Here is a 20,459-nt window from a genome sequence, read left to right as displayed (position 1 = left end):
GTGACAGCTAAGGCCGTCATCATTGCAAGCTGAATATAATCTCGATAATCAAAAAGGGTGACCACATCCTATGAAGTGATCACCTTTTTTCTATGCTTAATTTGTTTATTTAACTTGTTTACTTGACAGACCCCTGTTCATAGTTCTCACCGGCTCAATATTTTGGTCCTGGGGGACGGGGTTAGTGGTCCATTTTACCCACGCTCAGCTTTTGCACCATCGAGGATTGCCTCAACATCCGCGCCGATAACATCCAGACACTCAGCCTTCATCTGATAAACCTCATTGATACCATAAAATGTGTTGGCAAGTGCCTTCACATAGCCGACTCCCAGCTCATCAGACAGAATAGGTCCGCCAGCAGTTGTTACGTAGTACAGCTTCTTGGCTTTGCAGAGTCCTTGTGGCATTCCGGACTCCGTATAAGTAAAGGTCAGTCCCACGACATTTATCTGCTCAAAGTATTGCTTGAGCATTGCAGGAAAAGACAAGTCATAATATGGCGCAGCTATTACAATTGAATCTGCACTCGCAAAATCCCTGGCAAGATCAAACATCGGATCATCAAACTTCCCTAAACTCTTAAGTTCATCTCGATGATTTATAAACGCCTCATTCACAACAGGAAATTTCACTTTTTCCAGCTTGACTTCCTGTATCTCACCTTCTAGAGTACTCAATAAGCGCTTGGCTAGTATGAGTGTTCGTGAACACTCACGGACACAACCATTAACAAAAAGAATCATAGGTCACCTCAATTACTTATCCATATAGTCTCTGATATTGAAAGTCTCTTCCGTTCTCTGTTCCTCGTCTATAATGCCTGGAACAAGCTCCGTAACGTACACTTCCCCGGTAGACTTATCGACATAATAACGAATCTGAGCTCCGGTATAGGATCTAAACAAGACAACTATCTCATCCGCTTCACTAATGGATACATCAAAATAAACAGTATAATCGTCTGATCCCAGCATGCTCTCCAGATCTGGGTTATTAGCAATGCAATAGTTCTTTACCGCCTCAAGCGCCTGCTCCTGGGTAATTGTATCGTATGTAGGCTTGGCTTCCTCCGCGGCAGTGGTTTCTTTCGATTCGACTGCCTGTGCTGCCTCCACAGCTGAAATTGGTTCCTTGTTCACACCAACCTCTTTACCATCACCTGCGCTGCATCCGGTCAAAGCTAATGCCATACTAAACGCTAACACTAAAAATCTCTTTTTCATAAATTCTCCCCTTCATTATTCCTCTAGAAATATTGTTCAAATGGATTTCTGTCACAAATCATCTATATTCCCGACCAATTACTTAAACAAGCTTGTCACTGTGTTCATAATAGCCTTGTTCTCCAGGATTGAATCCAGAATTCCACTAAGCTGAGATTTCTCCCCCTTCAAAAGAGCTACAGCAGCCTTCTTGGTATCGGCATCCGCTGCTCTGTAGAGCTCGAGAAGCTTCTTCTCTGCTGCTGTCACCTTAACTGATGAACCAGTTGATTTAGAAGCAGCTGGTTTCTTCGCTGTAGAAGTCTTAGCTGCTGTCGGCTTCTTCGCAGTAGTAGTCTTCTTCGCTGTGCTAGTTTTTGCAGTTTCCTTTTTAGTTGTCGTTTTTGCTGTTGCCATTCCCTTTCTCCTCCTATATTATCAATCTTCCCCTATAAGGTGCACTGTCTGCGGCTCATGACCAACCGCTGACAGGAATTTCTCAAAAATATCAGCCGTCTTAATCTTCAAACTAGATGTGCACACACATGGATGACATCCAAAATACTCTGCCGCCTTGACATCCTCATCCACCAAGAGCTGCACTTCATGCCCCTTGTCATTCATAAGTCCCATCACACTTACTGCTCCTGGCTCGATATCAAGGTACTTCAACATATCCTCTGCCTCGGCAAAAGACAGCCTTGCTGAATTTATCTGATTTGATAACTCCTTGGTCTTGAACTTCTTGTCCCCTGGCATGAGAAGCAGATAGAACCTGGTCTTCTGCCTGTTACACAAAAAGAGATTCTTGCACATCAACGTTCCCAGTGCCTTGTCCACCTCTTCACATGCTTCCATAGTTGTAGCTGGCTCATGATCTACTCTTCCATACTCTATTCCAAGCTCATCCAGGAAGTCGTATACTCGCACTTCCCTCGGCAAACGTCCATCGCAGCCAGAAGGTCTCCCCTCAAACAATTCCATCTGATCATCTGTCATAAAATCATCACTCCCTAAAAGCTATCTATTTCATACCAGGACACTTAACTCTTTCTATTGTACCAAAAAGTGCCAGCCACTGTGAATGATTGTTCACAGTAACTGGCACAAAATCGCGTTACCCTCCCATATTAGCCAAAGCGATAACCTTATCACCTTCCGCAATAGACCTTAATAGCCTTGAAAATAAACTCGGCAGTTCCTTTGCCGCCCATCTTCTCGATGTTCTCAGTCATCTCGCCTCCAGCAACGTAGCCAGTACCGAGGCCGTATAGAATCTCATCTGTGCAGGTGTACATATTCTCTGTAATAAAATCCTGCACCTTCTTAACCTGAGCCTGGACCTCTTTTGATGCTGGATCCATCTCTTTCATCGCGCCGAACTCTTCAAAGAGCTTGGAAAAATCTGCCATAAGGCCGCTCTCATGCTCTTTTGTCCAGTTCTTACTCTTCTCGGCGTACTCCTTGTAGGCAGGAGTATTTCCCCACTATGGACTAGGGGGACGGGGTTAGTGGTCCATAATTATTCTCTCTATCTCTTCATCGCCAGTCAGATCATAGACCATTCTATAGCAGTCTAGAGCCTGCTGCGTATCGCCAGTCTCATCAGCCTCCTGAGCAGCCTTGTACAAAAGAGCCAGCGTAACCGGATTAGCCTTGGTAGGAATGCCATTATCATCTAGAATCTTCTGTATCTGATCAGTATTTTTCTCGGAAACTTTTTTACCGATAGCCTTCTCAAGGAACTCCAACTCTGCATCGGCCTGCTGGGATTCCTCAAAATATTTGCTATATAAATAGCATGCTGCCGAGACCTCTGGTTTATACTTCTCCAGATAGTACCAACCAAGATTCCTGTAATAAGCTGCAAGCTCGGCCCTGGTGCAACAGTAATTATATGACTCCGTCGTGTAAGAATACTCCCCTTCAGAATCACCAAGCTGTTTACAACACAGGATTATCCCCAGAATTGCCTCCATATCTACAGGATTTTCAAGATGGGCATTGATCCATTCCTGCTGAGCCTTGTCGTAATCGCCAGCAAGAAGCAACTCTTTGGCTCGCTCCTTATGAGGCGTCAGTGTATCATCATCTGAAATTTCGTATTCGTTATCCCCCAGGCAGTAATATTCATACAAAAAGACCTCTGAAATATGCCCAAGACATACCCTTAATCTGCTCATAATCTTCTCCTCAATCCAACAACATCCGCTTTATTCAATTTTTTTAGCTTATTCCATTGTACCTCAAAGTGCAATGCCCATTCCATGGGCTATAAGCATATTCACAAGCAGCGGATTTTATTCTAAGATAGTACAGTACGACATTCTATGGAAAAGAGCACGACAATGAAGATTAAAAAGCTTAACTATATAAGTATCATTCTGGCGGCTGCGATCAGCATGGCTGGCTGCGAAAATGCTACAAATAACACAAACAAAGAAGTTCCTGGCGAATACGCACAGACTACAGATACAGTTACAATCGAAAGCTCACAGTTTACAGAAGAAATTGCAAGCGATACAGTCCGAATCTTAGCCAGTTTCCCTTTAGAAGAAAATGCTTCAACTGACACAACCAAAAGAAAAACCTATCCTTATGTTGTAAAGACTCAGTCCGCTATCTGGTACCTTGCCGCTGATGATATAGAGCTTATGGGCGAAGAAAATTTTTTTGCAGGGCTCGAAGAGATCCTAACCATGCAGGATGCGGACTTCGCTGATGCGAGGGATGTCCTTAAAGACTACATTCACGAGGAAGTAGCGCCAGTTGAAATCTATACAGATTTTTGCAAAAAGGCTGAAATCTCAGACAGGGCTGGAGCCTATTGCCATCCCGTCAGCCACTTCATAAAGGTATTTGGTGACTGGAAGCAGGCTGAAGCTTCGCTCCTTCACGAATATGTGCATTACCTGACCTCTGTGTACACTGATGTGCCCAACAAATATGCCTTTACTTCAGAAGGTATCGCCGAATATATTTCAATGCTTGTCTGTGAAAACAGGATGTGCAAAAAAGCTAATTACTCCGCACCCGAGGAATATCTGGAAGTCCTCAGGGAATCTGAATTCTGGAATGCAGAAGAAGACTGCCTTGAAATAAAAAACTTTTATTACTCAATGACACTCCCTTTCGCAAATGGGGAGTACATCGGCCACAATTATCAAAATATCAATCTTGACATAGTGACCAGAACCGAAGAAATGCAGCAGAATATGCACGCCAACGACTGCTCCTACCAGGAAGCCGGCTGCATCACTGCATACCTTGCCGAGACCTATGGCCTTAACACTGTCATGGCAAACTTAAACAAAGATCTCATGACCATGACGCAAGAAGCTTATGGAAAAGAATTTTCCGAAATCTACCAGGACTTCACAGTCTGGCTCAATGAAAAATATGAGGCTTATGAAAACAACTAAAAAATACCCCATCCCATTTTGGACTAGGGGGACGGGGTTAGTGGTCCATTAATTATTCTCTTTTCCCTTACCAATAGCTCTCATAACAAGTCCGAAAACATTCCTTACAAGCGGACCTGCGAAAAAGATCTGCCAGCAAAGAGCCATAGGGAAGTTAAAAGCTGTAGTCTGAAGCCACACAGCCACGAACTCACTACCTGCATCCTTGAAAAGAATAGTTGCTGCAAGGCTCATAAGTGGGCACATAAGGCATACTGACATTGATGAAATGGCAAGTACGATCATTATCATAGGATCCTTGCCTGGAGTAACAAATCTGAAAGCCAGCTTCTGTGCAAGCTTTCCAACAAAAATAATCTCCAGCGCTACTGCGATAGGCCACATAATGATCATCTCTTTAAAAGCAGCCAGAAAAACAAAGTTCTGAAGGCCGTGGGCATTAAGTGAAATGTTGTAGCAGATCATGGCATAGACCATGACGAATGCCATAAAGGCAGTAAAAAACACATCCTGTAATTTGCTCTGTGGTAACATAGGGGTTCCTCTCTTTCTTAAATGGGAAGACCTCCGTGTTGTTCGTTATCACCCAGCCAGGATGTGCGTTTCCAATAATACCTTGAAATCTTCAATATTTTTTCGTTAGCAATTGGAGATTATAACAGAAAATAAAAATCTGTGTAAGTATTTTTTATCCCTACAACCTCATTCAGTACTTACCAGTTATAAACTCCGCTATCTCTTTTATATCCTCGGAAAAGAGCATTCTGGAAAAATACTCTTTCTGTCCAAAACCATTCTCGATAACATTCCTGATCACAGCTTTGAAAGGCTGGTAGTATCCATCTGTATCAAAAAGAACTATCGGACAGGTTGTTATGTCCAGGCTTGAAAGAGACATGACATCTGTCAGTTCGTCCAAAGTGCCGATTCCGCCAGGAAGTGCTACAAAAGCATCTGCAAGCTCGATCATCTTGGCCTTTCTCTCAGCCATCGAAGGAGTATCAATATACTCAGTAAGCCCCGGATGTCTTCTCGCCTGTATCTGAGGAACATCCGGCAGAACACCAATTACTTTTCCACCAGCTTCCAAAGTTGCATCGCTGACAGCACCCATGAGTCCTTTGCTTGCTCCGCCATATACAAGAGTATTACCACTTTCGCCAATCCATTTTCCTAAAGTTCTGGCAGATTCCAGGTAATGCTCACCAATTCCACTACTGGAACCACAATATACAACAATATTCATAATCGCTCCTAATTATATAATCTCTTTTTCCATCTTCACATGAGGAATCCCATCCTCCATGAACTCGTAAGAAGCCACCTCAAAGCCTTCCTTCGCATAGTAACCAATAGCATAAACCTGGGCTTCAAGATATATCTTTTGGGCTTTGAAAAACTCTTTTGCAACCTCTACACCTCTGTGAAGAAGCTCTCCGCCTATTCCCTTGCCATGTTCAAGAGTAACCACTCTTCCAATCTGAACCACACCCTTCTCAGCATCCCTCATGAACACCCGAAGGCAACCGGCAACTCTGCGATTTGAATTCCAGCAAAAAACATGCACTGCATCCTGATCTTTATCATCAAGATCCTGATACAGACATTCCTGCTCCAAGACGAAGATTTCAGACCTCGTCTTCAATATCTCATACAGCTCCGTAGTACTGAGCTCATCAAAGCGCTTAACAATTAACTCCACAACTACTCCTAACTGTTATCAAAACCTCGTTCCACACTTAGGACAAAAGTCAAAGTCCTCTGTCGTCTCATATCCGCACTGTCTGCATCTCTTGTATCCTGTAGTAAACCCTCTTCCGCTACTTACCTGAGTCAGATGACTTGGTAATATCTCCACTTCTTCCCCTCTTGCAATCATTTTGCCAATTTCCGGGTCAAGCTCATAAACAGTTCCACAGCAGCTTGTCTGCACATAGTAATGCTTGTTCCACTTGATCGTCGGGATAAAGAAAAGAGATAACACCGTATACGTCATGAAAACGTTGAAACGTCCATATTTCCCGCAAATGGCGCAGGTAATCAGCTGATTAAAAGCAAAATCCTTCCTGCCATCTGTAATTCCCATTATAAAAAACATGTTTTTTCTCCTATAAATGGTCCACTAACCCCGTCCCCTAGGACCATTTGGCCTATTCAGTACTAACCCCGTTACCAGATACACAATCACCAGCACCACAAGCACCATGAGCGCGTAGCCCACAAGATACCCCGGGTTTCCTAAAACAAACGCCCACCACTCAAGAGGACTTCCCTCAACAGGGCGATTCACAAAAAAGTAATTACATCCAGTTAGCTTATCAAAAATATAAATTGGTGGAACAACAATCAAAAGAAATAGCACACTCCAATGAATATGCCTTATTGACGGAAGAATATCCCCGTTGATCAATAACAGCAATGGGTAAAGAACCAACGCTCCATGCCAGACATAGCTGTGTAAGTTTATGAAATTCCAAACCGGATACAGCTCTGTCCAGTCAGCAAATATCAGAGCAGCAATAGATGCAGGCATGATCAGCACATACGCGATTTCACCGAACACCTCTTTGGCTCTCTTCCATGGAAGATACTCCCGTAAAAGAAATACAAATATCCCTATACTGCACACATGAAGCGGCAGATATCCAATTCCAAATCTATGAACACTGACCAGAAAAAGATCTTTGAAAAGCTCAAGAAATACCATAATAACAGGAATCAACTTCAAAAACCAGACGCGTCTTTTTCCATCCATGCGCTTAAATATTGCTATTACAGCTCCTACTGCAATGAGTGTAATAGCAATACTCATAAGATGCTCTGTTCCAAAAAGCGGATATCCCAGCTCTGCTGGTATGTCATCTTCCTGCTTCCAAAAATATTCAGAAATTGCTTCCATTCCATCCCCAGTCGTGTGTTGTGGCGTACTTAACATAAATGTGGTCAGGACTAATTCCCAGTACTTCACCATAAATCTTGGTAAGCTCAGCTGTCAGCTTATCAAATGCACTTGGATTTGGATCTCCATAGATGTTTACACCGATAAAAGCAGTTGGCTCGCTGCCATCGCCCCTGAAATACATCTCCTGCTCATCTGCAAGATCGATCATCAGCCAGCTCTCGCTCTTTCCAGGAAGCAGCGCGATCGCCTGTCCAAGCCTTTCCTTGATCTCTTTTCTCTGCTCAGGTGATGTCTTTACACTTACCTTTGAATCAATAAATGGCATAATATACCCCCTCCTTACCTATAATTATTTATTCTTGCACTTCTTATACATTAAATCAGCCACCGCAAGATAGCAATATCCAACGATAATCAAAAACAAAAGAAGAACCAAAATCCACCAAGCACTACCCATGAATGGTAATTCGCTGGTAAATCCAAATGCGCCAGCAGGGCTTCCCCAGTTCAGGAAGAAATATGGATAGTTGATGCCATCCGCAAACTCCCATCCGTTGACATAGCCGATACCTGCATAAATCGCATAGAGAATAGGTGGAATAATTACAAAGAACACATTTTTCTTCTGAATTCTGGCACTTGGTGCTATTACAAAGAAATCCACAACCGCCACGACTGGTACTACAACGTGAGTCAAAATATTCTGTATGTTCCACGCGTATACTCCCATTGTAGGTGCTAGCACGAAACAGAACACAACTCCTGTGAGCGTTATAGCCACAGTTCCCACAAACTTGATCACGTACCATGCACTGCTAGCTGCTTTATCTTTGGCCATCAGGAAAAGACCTATGGCACAGATAACAGCTATAGCAATATTGGACTGGATTGTGAAATACATAAACACCCTTGATCCGCCCATAAAAGAATGTCTTCCAGCATATGCACTTAGGAATGTGCCAATCAGGGCTGAAAGAATAACGATAACCTTTAATACACTACTAATATTTCTCTGTTTTACTGATAAATTATTCATAATGATACCTCAAAAAAACACATTACATTGTTAGCAATATGATTGTATCACATGTTTATCAATTTACAAGGAAACTATTTTTCTTTATTTCATTTTCCACACTGCTTCTTATGTCTTTAGAAAAACAGAAACATCCTGAACAACATCGACAAAATCTGCATGATAATGATAAATCTCAGAACCTTTATGAAAAGAGAACCTCCACGAACAGGAGTCCTGTTCCAGCCAGTCCAGTTATTCCATGTATACCAGCCATCTTCCGGCTTAAGATCATCATTATTAAAATCCTTCGTAGTCCAACGCCAGTATGTTCCGTAGCCTTCAAAAGGATTCTCTTCCTTCTCAGCGTAGGTCTGGCTAGTTGTATGTGCATATGTATTAGAATAAGTCTGTCTGTATCTCTCAGCACCAGGCCTTGTCAAGATATCATATGCAGCATTTATCTCGTTCATCTTCTCTGCTGCCGCCTTATCCCCTGGATTAAGGTCAGGATGATACTTCTTGGCAAGACGTCTATGCGCTTTTTTAATCTCTTCTTCTGAAGCTCCCGGCGCCACTCCCAGAACCTTGTAAGGATCCATCATCATAACTTGTCTCCTATAAAACTGCTTAATATTTTAATATAGTATACTCCACTTTCGATAACTTGGATTCAATAAAAAATCCCTCATGCGTTTGCACGAGGGACTACTTATCATTTCTTCTTCAGTTCTTCGAGTTGCTTTCTCAGATCAGCTATTGTCTGATTCGCAGCATCCAGCTCCTTACCTTGCTCTTCTATTACCTCATCTTTTGCTTCGAGCCTTTTATCTTTCTCTTCAATTACCTTATCTTTTTCTTCAAGCTTAACCCGATACTTTTCTTCTGTATCGATGCAGCCGGCAGCATACTGACTTGCCATCTGTTCTCTGTATCTACGCTGACCTTCAAGAATCTCTTTTGCCTGATTATCAGTGTTTAGTTCAAGAATCATATCTGCCACCTCCGCTAAATCTTCTCGCTCCTGCACAAGAGTTTGGATTTCCTCCCAGGTGTTTGCTTTAAAAAGCTTAGCCCAGTAAACAAGATCATTGTCAACATCTTCCTGTGTTGCCAATTCTAGATACTGTAATTGTAGCACGTTTATGCCAATCATGTCAGAGTATTGTTCATAAGTTCTTTTGTTCAAAAGAGCGTATTTAGCATAAAACTCTGGCTCGGCATTAAACAAGTCCTGATCAGTGATACAGTAATGAACCGTCTTTTTAAGCTTGGAGTAATCATCCCCCTCTTTGATACAGTCAAATGCCCTACACATGTATAGGATTGACCTAGGAATCCAGAACTTATCCGTGTACATCTGAAGTTCAATATTCATGATAACTCCGCTGTTTAGTGTAAGTTTCAAGTCCATAACCGACTCTTTGCCGATATTGTTAAGGTCTATGGGATTCTCAACCAGAATGCTCTTAACATCCGTAGGCTTTATCCCTCTCAAGGCACACACCAGTCCCAGCAACGCCTTATCCGATTTCTGCATCGTATAGTGAAAAACAATGTCACTTCTAAGCGTATACTGAATTTCACCAGATGCATCCTTATAACTTAGTTTCTTTGTTTCTTTCGATGGTTCTTTAATATCTTCTTTCAACATATCCTCCTGTTGTTTCTGTTATTTGGGATTAATCTGGCGAGAATGCCTATGAATCCTAGAATAATACAGATGTTTTGATAGTCGGCAAAAGCCGCCGAAAACTATCCTAACAGGAAATTCTTAAGATTTACCATCGAAATTTATTAAGATTTTCTTAAGGTAGATAAATCTACTTTATTACCTCCGCTGGCTCAACTCCCCATCGTTTAAAGTCCTCCAGCAGCTGTTCATATGAATACTTCGCGTATTCATACGGATTGTTCTTTGTGATCTCTATTGCACAGTCGAACTTCTTCCCTTGTGCTTCTTCCATGTTCCAGATGGCTTCCTCTACAGAAAGCCCGCCCAGATCTGTCTTGGCCGTAATCATGTGAACATCTTTATAACCTAATAGCATCATAATATCCTCATAAGCCTTTAAGTCTACAGGGCCACATGGCTCATGAAGGAATAACAGAACTCTGTCAGCTCTTTTAAATAGACGCCTCTTACCTCCGGAAGTATGTACATACTTATTAAGCAAATATTTAAGGAGCTTTTCTGCCACAGGGTAATCTGCTATTACTCCAAGAGAAAAAGGAGCTACCAGAACATAGTTGTCCGGATCTGACAAATCCATTCGGTACTTCTCGCACTCTTCTCCTAAACTCGCAATAATGAAATTGTCTTTTTCTTTTCTAAAAAGGACAAGACCTTTCTCAGAGTGAACTGTCCTGTCCTTATAGTTATAAATTTTAATATCAGCAGCGCTGTTTAATATTTCCATAAATCACCTTATCCAAATTATCATCAAAGCTATTAATTGTAAGAAATGGTCAGTTGACAAGGCTCATCTTCATGAGTGAACTTTACAGTGAGCAAGTCCAAATCATCCCTATATTCCCAGTATTCCATCTCGGTAAAAAAATAGTGATCCTTACCATCATAGAATTTACAAGCGCAAAGATCTTTCTTTTCCAAATCCTTCATCAGTACTGGAATAGCTTCATCTATTATGGCTTTTCTTTTACCCTGGTCGAACCTAAGTCTATAAGTAAGCCAGTAGGAATCTTCTGCTACACAGGAGCTTATGTAATCGTATGCGTAAATAGCTTGTTTACCATCTACATTATGCATGTAACGTGGCAGGTTTTGCTTAACCTCCACAACATAGTCTTCTACTGTGTAAGAGGCTTGCACCCTGCTACTTTGGTACGTGGTATAGCCGTTATACGCCATCTGCAGAAGTATCGGTATAAACGGAATCACAATCAGAATATTTGGCACTTCTTTATAATGCAGACATCCCTGAACTATCTTAGCCACCATAATAATATATATACCGATAGCAGCAAACGCCATGATCTTAAACACAAGAACAGCAAAAATAGCAGCTCCTACGCCATCAATACCATGTCCGTGCTGATCCAGAGATGCATCTATATACGCCATCCCCAGCTTGTATACTACTGGCAGCAAAATGGTTGCAACAATAATAAAGATATATAATACAGGCTTTGATAATGGCTGTCTCAACATATTCCCCCTATGTTTCCCCTATGTATTTTTACATTCTTTCAAGTTTGCTTTTGATCTGCTCAACCTGTCGTATAGCATCATCGCACTGTTTCTTGGCATTACTAATCTTGGACTGCACAAGCACATCAGCCACAAACCCGTCAAAGAAAAAGTCCGCGAACGTCAAAAAGTCGTTAATATGTATCGATGACACGCCCTGTACATCGCGAAGTTCCTTGCTAAATCTCTGAAGTGCATATCTGGCTTCTTCTATCTCACTTTCTGCTTTGGACATCTTTCCATGTTTGATAAGGCCGGTAATCCAATCTCCACCAAACATATCAAGAAGTCCCCAGTTCCCTGCACTATTAAGACACTTCCTCGCACTTTGCAGATGAATGAGTGCATCGTCCGCAGCATTTATAGCTTCATTTATCTCTCTTCTATCAATAGCTCCTGTCATAGTTTCTGCCTCCTTCGGGAAGATACTTGTTACCATCTTAAGATAAGGATAAATCATGGCAAAAAAGATATACATGTTAGTATGCGTTAATTAGATGGATCTAATTTGTCAGATTAGGGAAAAAAGTTACCAGCCACTGTAAACTTCTCCTCACAGCAACTGGTACATAGCTTTTTTATCCTGGATAATACGCCTTACGGAAATATTTTCCGGCAATTATCAAGATCAGCACAGTCATCTTCTGATATAAAAATCTCTGCTACACCTGATAGGTCATTATCAAGAACCTTATTAGTCCTTATGAAATCAATAAGACGTTCTACATTTGTTTCAGCATCGTCCGTTTCAAGCCATATCCCAAGCTCTGTACTAGAAAGATATTCATTGCCGTTATCTTTGATCGAACCATCTGTAAATTCTTCTATCTGTTCCGGCAAACGATAACATATATCCAAATCAGGATTGCTCATTTTCTTTGAATCAAGAACTACTACGATAGTCTGCATTTTAGATTTGTCCCTCCATAAGCTAACACAAGTGCATTCATAATAATCCATCATAAAATGCGTTATTGTACATCAGATTTGTTTCTTTAATGTATTGGTACAAGTTATTGTCAAAGGTTAAAAGGAAAGTATTTTCTTTATCAAAATCTATACCTGTTTCATTTTTGATTTCTTTCACATCCAAACATGAAACAATCGTATAATCTAATCCATCATTTTTCCTAAGTTTTACCTTTTCTTTGGCACATCGTAGAATCAAACGTCTCATAAATAGAACCGACACATCGTTTAAGTTGTATCTGCTTTTCAGACCTAGCATATAATTATCCAGATCATTATTTAGTACTTCATCAAGATCAGAAAACCCACGCTGCTTATTCTTTTTTAGCAGGGTTGTTATATAATCAGCACTACTTGTAGCAGACTTATCCGGAATATAAATAGTGTCAAAGCCATTTTGCTTAAGAACCTCATTGATCAATTCAAATGTTGCTTCCCATGCAGTTAAAAGTATCGTGTTAATCAAAGCATCATAGTCCTTATTGGTGGGCCTAGTTGCAGCTGACAAATCATAATATCTACTAGAAAAACCATCTAATTCTTTTTCAATAAACTCAGTCAAAGATTTAAAGAAGTCCTGGTGAAAATTTATTGGTAAATTTGTTAATATCGTAGCAAGTGGCAAACCATACACTGCAGCGATAATATGCGAAAGAACTTCTTTTTCATATAATCTCTTTTTCTCAACCCATTCGTTCTCATCAAGAGATCTAGACTTATAGCATCTAGCAAATCTACTCATATCAAATACGCAATCACGTGAATTCAGAACTGAAAAGCCTATTCCATATTTTTTTCTTATTTTAGCAATCTGATCATATTGTATAGCAAAGATTTCCACATTACCTAATTCCATACTTTGCCAAAATAATTCATATAACGTCTGACTTGTAATATACAGAGAATGTGCTGTTGTGCAAGCCTCATGTAGTTTCTTTGGATCTACAACATTTTTTTCGATAGTTATGTTGTCTTTTATTCCTAACTCATAATCAATCAGGTATACAAACGCATTTGTGTCTAATATTATGTTATTCATTTTCCCCCCATCAAGATTCATGTAAATTATCCGATACTTTTTTCATATAAAAATTAATATAACTCTTCCACATAGAAAGTGCCAGCCACTGAGCGTTTTGACTCAATGTCTGGCACATAATTATTCTCTATTATCCAAACTCAGCTTCCGATTCTCTTATCATATCGCTCAGCTTGTTATCTGATATATCAAGTACCCAGGCAAGCATGGTGACATTGTGGGCATGTTCTTCCACAGAGAACTTAGGACATGTAAGGTAATAGTCTATCTCGTCGTTTAGCTTTTTCCTTATATCTTCTTCTGAGCGCATTCTGTCATTTCCTCATCATCATAAAAGCGTTCTTGGTATCTTGTCTTAGCTGCGTTTTTTATAGATTCCTTGATTTTTTTCTTAACTTTTTTCTTTGCTACTTTCTTTAAAATCTTAATTGTGATTAGGCCCGTAATAACTACTAATGCTGCAAGTATAAGTGGGAAATTACTCTTAATAAGCTTCCAAATATGTTCACGTCTTTTTCTTTTCATGTATTTCTCAATCTGCTTTTTCATGGAACTTCCTCCAGATAAGTAGTTTCAATGCCTTGTGTATTTACGATAACACATTGTCATTATAACATAAAGAAGCACAAAAAATGTACCAACCATCGTGTTTTATATATTACAATGGCTGGTACAATATTATTCGATATCTATATTTCGTCATCTTCAAACGCAAGTGTCAAAACATCATCTGACACATCATTACATAACTCTTTTATCTCTCTTTTCCCTACAAGTCTGAATCCGTCATATGTAAACTGTGGAGATGTCACGCAAGAAACAAAAGTATAGTCAGTACTATCCAGATTCACAGCTGCGAAAATAGCTCCTTTGGGAATGACCACCATTACATTTTGGCCTTTCTCTATATCTTTTCCCAAAACATATTCTGATACGCCCTGCTCTGTGATCACTGTAATTTTCATACCACAGCCTTCGTGGTAATACCATATCTCCTCGCAGTCTATCTGATGGAAGTGAGATACACCATCCTTTTCCAAGAGAAAATATATACTTCCTGCATAGGGTCTTCCTGAACCAGGAGCCTTAGAAGTATAGCACTCACAAAAGTATCCTCCCTCAGGATGGGCCTGAAGCTTGTAATATTCTTTTAATTCGCTGATTCTGTCCATCACTTCCATCTCTTTCTCCCGTTTACGCTTTCTCTTTTCCCCACTCCTCAAGAAGTCTTTTCGCCTGCTCTTCTGTTATGTTGGTATGGGTACTGGGATCGTAATGATAGCCCGTGTTCTGAGTCTTAACGAGGTAATACTTACCGCAATTAGGACATCTTATTATGTTGGAGATAATTCTATCTTCTTGGTTGACATGCTCTCCGTCGAGTAGCTTGAATCCGTAACTTTTACTAAGGAGCATGGCGTGTGCTTGTATGCTGAAGGCGTGCTGACACATACAGTCGTGGTCGTTGGCTTCCTCGATGAACTTGCAGGCTCTTTTCATGGCCTCGCCTGTGTTAAAGTCGCGCTTTGGGATATTCTCTTTTATCTGAGGAAGCGCTTCACGTAGCGGCTGCAAAGTCTCCCATCTTTCCGCTGGATTGGCTGTAGATAGCCTTAATACCTCGAATGCACACTTCCATACTTCGAAATCATCATTTGATAGAAGGATTTCCTTCATTTCTTCGCCGGTCATAGTTTCCCCCAAACATGCTGTTTTGATATAGTTTAAGTCTTTTCCAAGCCAAAGAAAAGTACCAGCCACGATGAATTGCAGATCAACGTGACTGGTACTAAATGTCAACCTCTTTTCTTTCATTTGTTCTTCGTTGCCAGCATAAGATAACATTTCAATCTTAAAGAAACATTGAAAAAAGGAAGTGTACCAGAAAAAATAAGTACACTTCCCATAATTACTGTATTCATGCTAATTCTTAAAATTTTATAATGAACCTTGTCTCTTTTTCCGGCTCACTTAGTGCGACAGCCCCCCTTAAAGTCTTATCTATTACTGAATTGAATCAATTTGTTCACTTCATGAACCCCATCTGCGTCAATATCAAATACATACCATGCATTACCGCTGCCGCTTGCAGGAACTTCAAATGTGTCCACAAGAACGCTTCCCTTGTATGCGTTGACGGTTGCTCCTGATTCTGCTATCACAGGTTTGCCGCTGAAGTTATTGACAACATACTTAAGCGTTTTTCCTTTAAAATATTCGTTGTCGATATCTATAGTTATAGTTTCCGGTCCTAATCCGCCTCTATTATCAACATCTAAAGTTGCTACAACTTCGCCGCTGCTGCTAAGTTTTTTATTTCCGTAGTAAACGCTGGCGACCTTTCCACCATCCTCCCCATAAATATCCAGATGCGAATCCAGATCTTTGGGCGTAGGATTCCATGTGAGTACTATTCTGTACTGTCCTTCAGGAAGCACCGGTGAAATAGCCATTACTACAGTTTCTATTGATTCCTGCTCCACTGCGGTAACGTTAAAGTATCCGGTAATGAAACCATCGATTGATACTTCTGCAGTGTAATCTCCTTCCTTTACAGCAAACTGTACATCTCCATTTTCAGTTGAGACTGCTTCTGCAATGAAGTCACCTTCCTGATTGTCTTTACCTTCACGAAGCCTTACAACAGCACCTTCAATTGAAGATCCGTTTACAGCATGTATAACACGTCCATAGATTGCGAGAATAAGTGCTTCAGCCTCTTCTGAATACTTTGTCAGCACATAGTCATTTATCTGCGCGGAGGAATCTACTGTAACATCCGGATTATCCCAGGGAGCAACTACGTTGAATCCAAAAGATACAGATTCTCCTGCCGGAATATTCTGATTGTAAACTGCATTCTTTATAACATATCTTCCGTTCTCGTGCTGTTCGATAATGCCGTTCCATATCTGTGTGATTTCGTTGGCAAAATCAAATTCAAGTCCCCAGTCCTCAATAGTCTTGTCAGTATTGTTCGTGATAGTTACTTGGCCTGTGAAGCCTATCCCCCAGTCTGCTATAACTTCATAAGTGACTGTGTAGTCTTCTTCTTGCGTATCTTTCTTGGTATTCAGGTTTTTAAAATCAGTGGGTTCGCCATTAAAAGCTGCACCAACGCTGAACCCAAAGAATACAGATCCGCCAACAGGAATATCCTGATTCCAGCCGCAGTTATTAATAACAAACACGCCGTTTTCATGGCTTTCTACAACGCCGTTCCAGATTGTTGTAAAATCTGGAGCGTCATAAGCCATGCTCAGTTTCCAGTCTTCGATAACCCTATCGCTCGTATTCTCGATAGTAACACCTGCATTGTATCCATCTCCCCAATCTTCAAGGAGAGCAAATGTAACCTTGTATCCGGAATCTGCAGATTCTTCTGCTGCAACAGGCTCTTCAGGGAAAACTTCCGTCTCTTCTTCGGGCGCCTCTGGCAGCACGTATGTTACTTCAGACTCCTCATCAGAAGTAATTGCTGTGTTCTCCTCATCAGAATCGATAGTTGCGTTCTCCTCATCGGGGGCGATTGTTGCATTCTCTTGACCGGGCACTTCTTCAGCAAAAGAATTGAATGAGATCATGTTAAAAGACATTGCTACTACTAATAACGCGGAAACAAAAACGCTCTTTTTCTTGAACATAATATACCCCTTCTCCAATACTTAATTGTCAGTTTAGGCAATATCACAGCGCCGGCAGAAGTGATATCACCAAAAAGAAGTATACCAATAAAATATATAGTATGCAATTGGCAGTTATAAAAATTACGTATTTTCGTGATTTTCGTGATTTCGATCAATTCCAGATCCGGCATCAAATATCCTGATTGCAAAGTTAACGCAGATGGCATTCCATGTACCGATTCTTCATGTGGACGAATGATACACATCTATCCTGAGAAGAATCTTCGTGCTTATCCAGGCGTCCTCCGCGGAACTGAAGAATGGGATAATACCTACAAGATTCATCACCATGAATGCATCAGAAGCCTCAAGCCCCTCATAGCATAGGGCTTACCAACTAAAAAAAGCGTTCCAGAATGCTTTTGTTAAGGTTACATCTAAACTTTTACTGAGTTTCGCAATTACCTAAAATGAGCTCTCATCTAGTTTATAGATAAGAGCTCTAATGTCTTATTTTGCAAAAAGTTTTCTGCCAAGCCAGATGCAGATGCAAGCACCTACTGTTGAAACGATAAGGCTACCGATGATTCCTGAGGATGTGAAGCCGATAAGCTTAAATACCAGGCCTCCTACAAATCCACCACCAACACCAAGAAGAATGTTCTTGATTGTTCCTGACTTCTCATTCATAAGTCTGCTAGCAATGTATCCAGCGATTGCACCAAGAATAAGTCCCCAAATAAGTCCCATATCATGTACCTCCAATTATCTTTATATTTTTTTTATGTTTTGGTTGATGATATCATTATATTTGAGACTTATAGACAAATCTACATAAATATCAGAATTTAAGGGCTTTTTATTTCACTAATTCTGCGAAATAGAGATAGTTAGTGATTTTGCTTCTTATATTCTTCGATAAGAGCGATATCACTGTAAACACCTGCGCTCATCTGTAATCTTGTGAAACTTCCTGAAAAGACCTGCTGCCCTGAATGTAGTCTGCATAAGCAGTCTGGGCATCTTTCCCATGAAATACTTTACAAAGGCCGCACATATCACAGTCAGCAATGCATGGAAATCTCTCTTTTATGAAAGCTCTGCGTTCTTCAATTGTTGATTCTGCTATTTCTGGCGGATTCCCCATAGTTTCTCCTTAATGTATCTGCCTGTCCTGACGATACTTTTCCATGTACTCCTGGTTGATCTCTCGAATCTCTTTTTTACCATCAATATAGTCCTGATAAATATCCCATGGACTTCCACCGCCAAGCCAGCATGATGAACAGTTCTCACAGCCGCCACCACAATCAAGTGACGCCTTTACTATCTGTTCGCGTTCTTCTTTGGTTGTATCCTTGATAAGAATGGATCTCATAAGCACTTACCTCGCGCCATTCATCCCCATAGCCTTCAGCATTTCCATTGCCTTGTTGTAGGCCTCCTTCATCTTCTGAGGATCATTTGTGGCAATTCCCCTATCCTTGGCATCTGACAAGAGTTTGTCATCATCACTTATAAAAAGAGCTTCTGACTCGCAGCTGGCAATATAATCAGCCGCGTCACTATAGCTAATTCTCACAATTTCAGCATGATGTCTTTCTTTTAACATTGAAATCTGTTTGCCTAGAACTTCGTCTTCTTTTTCACTTAAGCATAGAATAATCTTAGAATACACGTCTTCCCCCATATTTAGCTAATTCTTTATCTATATTCCCATTTTGAAATAAACTGGATTATTTTGCAAATTTTATGATTTTTAAGCTAATGATATTCAGTTATAATCCGATATAGATATTAGAAAGGAGGAAGATAACAGATGAACAATCTTCCTAAAAGATAAGGTACCGTCACTGCGGCAGGCTCCCGGTGGCGGTACTTTTTTTATTATACATAGTATACGTAATTGTTTTTTCTTGGAGCTGCGTTGTTAGCAGGTCCAGCTGCATAGCCAAGAGCACAGTGGCCGATTCCTTCGTAGTCACCCTCAATGCCAAGCTTCTTAAGCAGCTCTTTTCCAAAGTCAGATTCAAACTCTTCCTTAGCTCTGTGAATCCAAATGCTCGCAAGGCCGAGACTCTCTGCTGCATTCAAGAGATTTCCAAGTACGAGTGATCCATCATACTGGTAAGTAGGAACGCTCTTGTCAGCGAGCACGATCAGAACAACTGGCGCTCCATAGAATGGATCTGCGCCTTCGTTGAGACCCGCGATCTTCCTGTTCTCATCAGAAAGCTTGTCTCTGAATTCCTTGTCAGTAACTGCGATGATGATAGGGCTCTGCTTGCCCATGCCTGTTGGTGCAAAGGTTCCAGCCTTGATAACGGCATCAAGCTCTTCCTTCTTGACCATGTCAGGCTTAAAGTTTCTGCAGCTTCTTCTTGTTTCCAACACCTTCAATACTTCGTTCATACCCGTTCTCCTTCTTTTTTAATTATTTCCCCAATAATGCCATGTTTAAGTCAATATCTACCTAACCCTAACATGGGCCTTTTAATTATCATTCATCTTTTGGATGGACTCTGTCAATATACTTTAACAAATTTGTTATTTTATCTGATTAAATGTGTCCTGTTAGCCTATTGATGTCAAATTACGCTTCTGCGGCTAAACAATCTTGATTTTGTCCCCAAAAGCCATTAGCCGCAAATCCATATTCTTGGCATTTGCGTATGATTTAATACTTCAATTCCCCACCAAACAAAAGCACTTCCGGTCATCGTATTACACGAATCACGGAAGTGCTTCTATATGCTCTTACTCTTATGCAGTCTTCAAAAGGCTAAACAGTCCAACCACCAACAAGATTGGAAATGCGATATAAAGAAGTCCACCCATTACCAATCCTACGATAATAAAAGGAAGGAAAATAAAGTAGAACATCATTTTCATGATTCCCCATGTAGCTCGGAATGCGAAGCCAGCAAGTTTACCGAAAATCATGAAGAAAAAAATAAGAAACATAATTGTCATCATAAGCTCCACCTCCTGGATTTCTCTTTCATACTAATAACATGTGTTCATGTATCTGATGAAAAAATTATAGATCGAGGTGTAACTGACAAAAATA

At 40.6% G+C, this 20,459-nt stretch carries 32 protein-coding genes and 1 pseudogene; 2 read left to right on the top strand and 31 right to left on the bottom strand.

Features of this window, described 5'->3' with window-relative positions; translation table 11 throughout:
* Window positions 1-194: 194 nt before the first annotated feature.
* The 6 genes and pseudogenes from IJI01_RS06550 to IJI01_RS06525 all read right to left on the bottom strand — a co-directional run bounded on the left by IJI01_RS06550 (window position 195) and on the right by IJI01_RS06525 (window position 3,388).
* Complete coding sequence (locus IJI01_RS06550) at window positions 195-746, bottom strand: NAD(P)H-dependent oxidoreductase (RefSeq protein WP_292187624.1); 552 nt, start codon at window positions 744-746, stop codon at window positions 195-197.
* A 12-nt stretch (window positions 747-758) separates the two neighbouring features.
* A complete protein-coding gene (locus IJI01_RS06545; protein ID WP_292187621.1) occupies window positions 759-1,226 on the bottom strand; it encodes a hypothetical protein in 468 nt (155 codons plus the stop codon).
* A gap of 78 nt (window positions 1,227-1,304) precedes the next feature.
* Window positions 1,305-1,622: a hypothetical protein gene (locus tag IJI01_RS06540; RefSeq protein WP_292187618.1), complete on the bottom strand. Its 318-nt coding sequence runs from the start codon at window positions 1,620-1,622 to the stop codon at window positions 1,305-1,307.
* 21 nt (window positions 1,623-1,643) lie between these two features.
* On the bottom strand, window positions 1,644-2,189 hold the full coding sequence (locus tag IJI01_RS06535; RefSeq protein WP_292187627.1) for a prolyl-tRNA synthetase associated domain-containing protein: 546 nt from the start codon (window positions 2,187-2,189) through the stop codon (window positions 1,644-1,646).
* Between the two features lie 167 nt (window positions 2,190-2,356).
* Window positions 2,357-2,680 (bottom strand): annotated as a pseudogene (locus IJI01_RS06530) (TipAS antibiotic-recognition domain-containing protein); the annotation flags it as partial.
* 33 nt (window positions 2,681-2,713) lie between these two features.
* Entirely contained in the window at window positions 2,714-3,388 is a 675-nt protein-coding gene (locus IJI01_RS06525) for a hypothetical protein (protein ID WP_292187615.1), read from the bottom strand.
* A gap of 165 nt (window positions 3,389-3,553) precedes the next feature.
* Here IJI01_RS06525 and IJI01_RS06520 point away from each other — a divergent pair, with 165 nt between their 5' ends.
* A complete protein-coding gene (locus IJI01_RS06520) occupies window positions 3,554-4,627 on the top strand; it encodes a hypothetical protein (RefSeq protein WP_292187612.1) in 1,074 nt (357 codons plus the stop codon).
* Window positions 4,628-4,675: 48 nt separating this feature from the next.
* Here the strand turns inward: IJI01_RS06520 and IJI01_RS06515 are convergent, their stop codons facing one another.
* From IJI01_RS06515 to IJI01_RS06425, 19 genes are all read right to left on the bottom strand, one after another.
* Entirely contained in the window at window positions 4,676-5,161 is a 486-nt protein-coding gene (locus IJI01_RS06515) for a DUF2798 domain-containing protein (RefSeq protein WP_292187609.1), read from the bottom strand.
* A gap of 172 nt (window positions 5,162-5,333) precedes the next feature.
* Window positions 5,334-5,873 carry a TIGR00730 family Rossman fold protein gene (locus IJI01_RS06510; protein WP_292187606.1) on the bottom strand — a complete coding sequence of 180 codons (540 nt, stop codon included), beginning with the start codon at window positions 5,871-5,873 and terminating at the stop codon, window positions 5,334-5,336.
* 12 nt (window positions 5,874-5,885) lie between these two features.
* Window positions 5,886-6,329 carry a GNAT family N-acetyltransferase gene (locus IJI01_RS06505; protein WP_292187603.1) on the bottom strand — a complete coding sequence of 148 codons (444 nt, stop codon included), beginning with the start codon at window positions 6,327-6,329 and terminating at the stop codon, window positions 5,886-5,888.
* A gap of 18 nt (window positions 6,330-6,347) precedes the next feature.
* The gene (locus tag IJI01_RS06500; protein ID WP_292187597.1) at window positions 6,348-6,725 is read right to left on the bottom strand and encodes a zinc ribbon domain-containing protein; all 378 of its coding nucleotides are present in this window, start codon (window positions 6,723-6,725) and stop codon (window positions 6,348-6,350) included.
* 24 nt (window positions 6,726-6,749) lie between these two features.
* Window positions 6,750-7,526, bottom strand: a complete 777-nt coding sequence (locus tag IJI01_RS06495) for a YwaF family protein (RefSeq protein WP_292187594.1) — start codon at window positions 7,524-7,526, stop codon at window positions 6,750-6,752.
* Window positions 7,510-7,854, bottom strand: a complete 345-nt coding sequence (locus IJI01_RS06490; RefSeq protein WP_292187591.1) for a phenylpyruvate tautomerase MIF-related protein — start codon at window positions 7,852-7,854, stop codon at window positions 7,510-7,512. Before IJI01_RS06490 ends, IJI01_RS06495 begins: the two co-directional genes overlap by 17 nt.
* A gap of 24 nt (window positions 7,855-7,878) precedes the next feature.
* Complete coding sequence (locus tag IJI01_RS06485) at window positions 7,879-8,565, bottom strand: Pr6Pr family membrane protein (protein WP_292187588.1); 687 nt, start codon at window positions 8,563-8,565, stop codon at window positions 7,879-7,881.
* 116 nt (window positions 8,566-8,681) lie between these two features.
* Window positions 8,682-9,152 (bottom strand): DnaJ domain-containing protein, encoded by a 471-nt coding sequence (locus IJI01_RS14920; RefSeq protein WP_292187585.1) that lies wholly within the window; start codon window positions 9,150-9,152, stop codon window positions 8,682-8,684.
* A gap of 107 nt (window positions 9,153-9,259) precedes the next feature.
* Entirely contained in the window at window positions 9,260-10,198 is a 939-nt protein-coding gene (locus IJI01_RS06475) for a PD-(D/E)XK nuclease family transposase (protein WP_292187582.1), read from the bottom strand.
* Between the two features lie 169 nt (window positions 10,199-10,367).
* Window positions 10,368-10,964 (bottom strand): rod shape-determining protein, encoded by a 597-nt coding sequence (locus tag IJI01_RS06470; protein WP_292187579.1) that lies wholly within the window; start codon window positions 10,962-10,964, stop codon window positions 10,368-10,370.
* Window positions 10,965-10,996: 32 nt separating this feature from the next.
* The gene (locus tag IJI01_RS06465; protein WP_292187576.1) at window positions 10,997-11,716 is read right to left on the bottom strand and encodes a hypothetical protein; all 720 of its coding nucleotides are present in this window, start codon (window positions 11,714-11,716) and stop codon (window positions 10,997-10,999) included.
* A gap of 28 nt (window positions 11,717-11,744) precedes the next feature.
* On the bottom strand, window positions 11,745-12,158 hold the full coding sequence (locus IJI01_RS06460) for a hypothetical protein (RefSeq protein WP_292187573.1): 414 nt from the start codon (window positions 12,156-12,158) through the stop codon (window positions 11,745-11,747).
* Between the two features lie 194 nt (window positions 12,159-12,352).
* Window positions 12,353-12,664 carry a hypothetical protein gene (locus tag IJI01_RS06455; RefSeq protein ID WP_292187570.1) on the bottom strand — a complete coding sequence of 104 codons (312 nt, stop codon included), beginning with the start codon at window positions 12,662-12,664 and terminating at the stop codon, window positions 12,353-12,355.
* Window positions 12,665-12,701: 37 nt separating this feature from the next.
* Window positions 12,702-13,763: a hypothetical protein gene (locus tag IJI01_RS06450; protein WP_292187568.1), complete on the bottom strand. Its 1,062-nt coding sequence runs from the start codon at window positions 13,761-13,763 to the stop codon at window positions 12,702-12,704.
* 130 nt (window positions 13,764-13,893) lie between these two features.
* Window positions 13,894-14,073: a hypothetical protein gene (locus IJI01_RS06445; RefSeq protein ID WP_292187565.1), complete on the bottom strand. Its 180-nt coding sequence runs from the start codon at window positions 14,071-14,073 to the stop codon at window positions 13,894-13,896.
* Complete coding sequence (locus IJI01_RS06440) at window positions 14,052-14,312, bottom strand: hypothetical protein (RefSeq protein ID WP_292187562.1); 261 nt, start codon at window positions 14,310-14,312, stop codon at window positions 14,052-14,054. Before IJI01_RS06440 ends, IJI01_RS06445 begins: the two co-directional genes overlap by 22 nt.
* Before the next feature lie 140 nt (window positions 14,313-14,452).
* The gene (locus IJI01_RS06435; RefSeq protein WP_292187561.1) at window positions 14,453-14,944 is read right to left on the bottom strand and encodes a cupin domain-containing protein; all 492 of its coding nucleotides are present in this window, start codon (window positions 14,942-14,944) and stop codon (window positions 14,453-14,455) included.
* Between the two features lie 13 nt (window positions 14,945-14,957).
* Window positions 14,958-15,455 carry a hypothetical protein gene (locus IJI01_RS06430; protein ID WP_292187558.1) on the bottom strand — a complete coding sequence of 166 codons (498 nt, stop codon included), beginning with the start codon at window positions 15,453-15,455 and terminating at the stop codon, window positions 14,958-14,960.
* 305 nt (window positions 15,456-15,760) lie between these two features.
* Entirely contained in the window at window positions 15,761-17,407 is a 1,647-nt protein-coding gene (locus IJI01_RS06425) for a cellulose binding domain-containing protein (RefSeq protein WP_292187556.1), read from the bottom strand.
* Window positions 17,408-17,551: 144 nt separating this feature from the next.
* On the opposite strand from IJI01_RS06425, the gene IJI01_RS06420 reads away from it, so the two are divergent.
* Window positions 17,552-17,776, top strand: coding sequence for a hypothetical protein (locus IJI01_RS06420; RefSeq protein WP_292187630.1), 225 nt, complete (start codon window positions 17,552-17,554; stop codon window positions 17,774-17,776).
* Window positions 17,777-17,899: 123 nt separating this feature from the next.
* Here IJI01_RS06420 and IJI01_RS06415 read toward each other — a convergent pair whose 3' ends face one another.
* The 6 genes from IJI01_RS06415 to IJI01_RS06390 form a co-directional block, all read right to left on the bottom strand.
* Window positions 17,900-18,139, bottom strand: coding sequence for a GlsB/YeaQ/YmgE family stress response membrane protein (locus tag IJI01_RS06415; RefSeq protein WP_292187554.1), 240 nt, complete (start codon window positions 18,137-18,139; stop codon window positions 17,900-17,902).
* Window positions 18,140-18,338: 199 nt separating this feature from the next.
* Complete coding sequence (locus IJI01_RS06410) at window positions 18,339-18,536, bottom strand: hypothetical protein (RefSeq protein WP_292187552.1); 198 nt, start codon at window positions 18,534-18,536, stop codon at window positions 18,339-18,341.
* Window positions 18,537-18,545: 9 nt separating this feature from the next.
* Window positions 18,546-18,767, bottom strand: coding sequence for a hypothetical protein (locus IJI01_RS06405; RefSeq protein ID WP_292187550.1), 222 nt, complete (start codon window positions 18,765-18,767; stop codon window positions 18,546-18,548).
* Between the two features lie 6 nt (window positions 18,768-18,773).
* Window positions 18,774-19,067, bottom strand: a complete 294-nt coding sequence (locus IJI01_RS06400) for a hypothetical protein (protein WP_292187548.1) — start codon at window positions 19,065-19,067, stop codon at window positions 18,774-18,776.
* A gap of 209 nt (window positions 19,068-19,276) precedes the next feature.
* Window positions 19,277-19,801 carry a nitroreductase gene (locus IJI01_RS06395; protein WP_292187545.1) on the bottom strand — a complete coding sequence of 175 codons (525 nt, stop codon included), beginning with the start codon at window positions 19,799-19,801 and terminating at the stop codon, window positions 19,277-19,279.
* Window positions 19,802-20,152: 351 nt separating this feature from the next.
* Window positions 20,153-20,365, bottom strand: coding sequence for a hypothetical protein (locus IJI01_RS06390; protein WP_292187542.1), 213 nt, complete (start codon window positions 20,363-20,365; stop codon window positions 20,153-20,155).
* Window positions 20,366-20,459: the final 94 nt, after the last annotated feature.

The sequence above is a fragment of the Butyrivibrio sp. genome (genome assembly GCF_017433805.1).
GTDB lineage: Bacteria > Bacillota > Clostridia > Lachnospirales > Lachnospiraceae > Butyrivibrio.
Note: the sequence above shows the minus strand (reverse complement) of the source record. Positions and strands in the feature narration are given on the sequence as shown.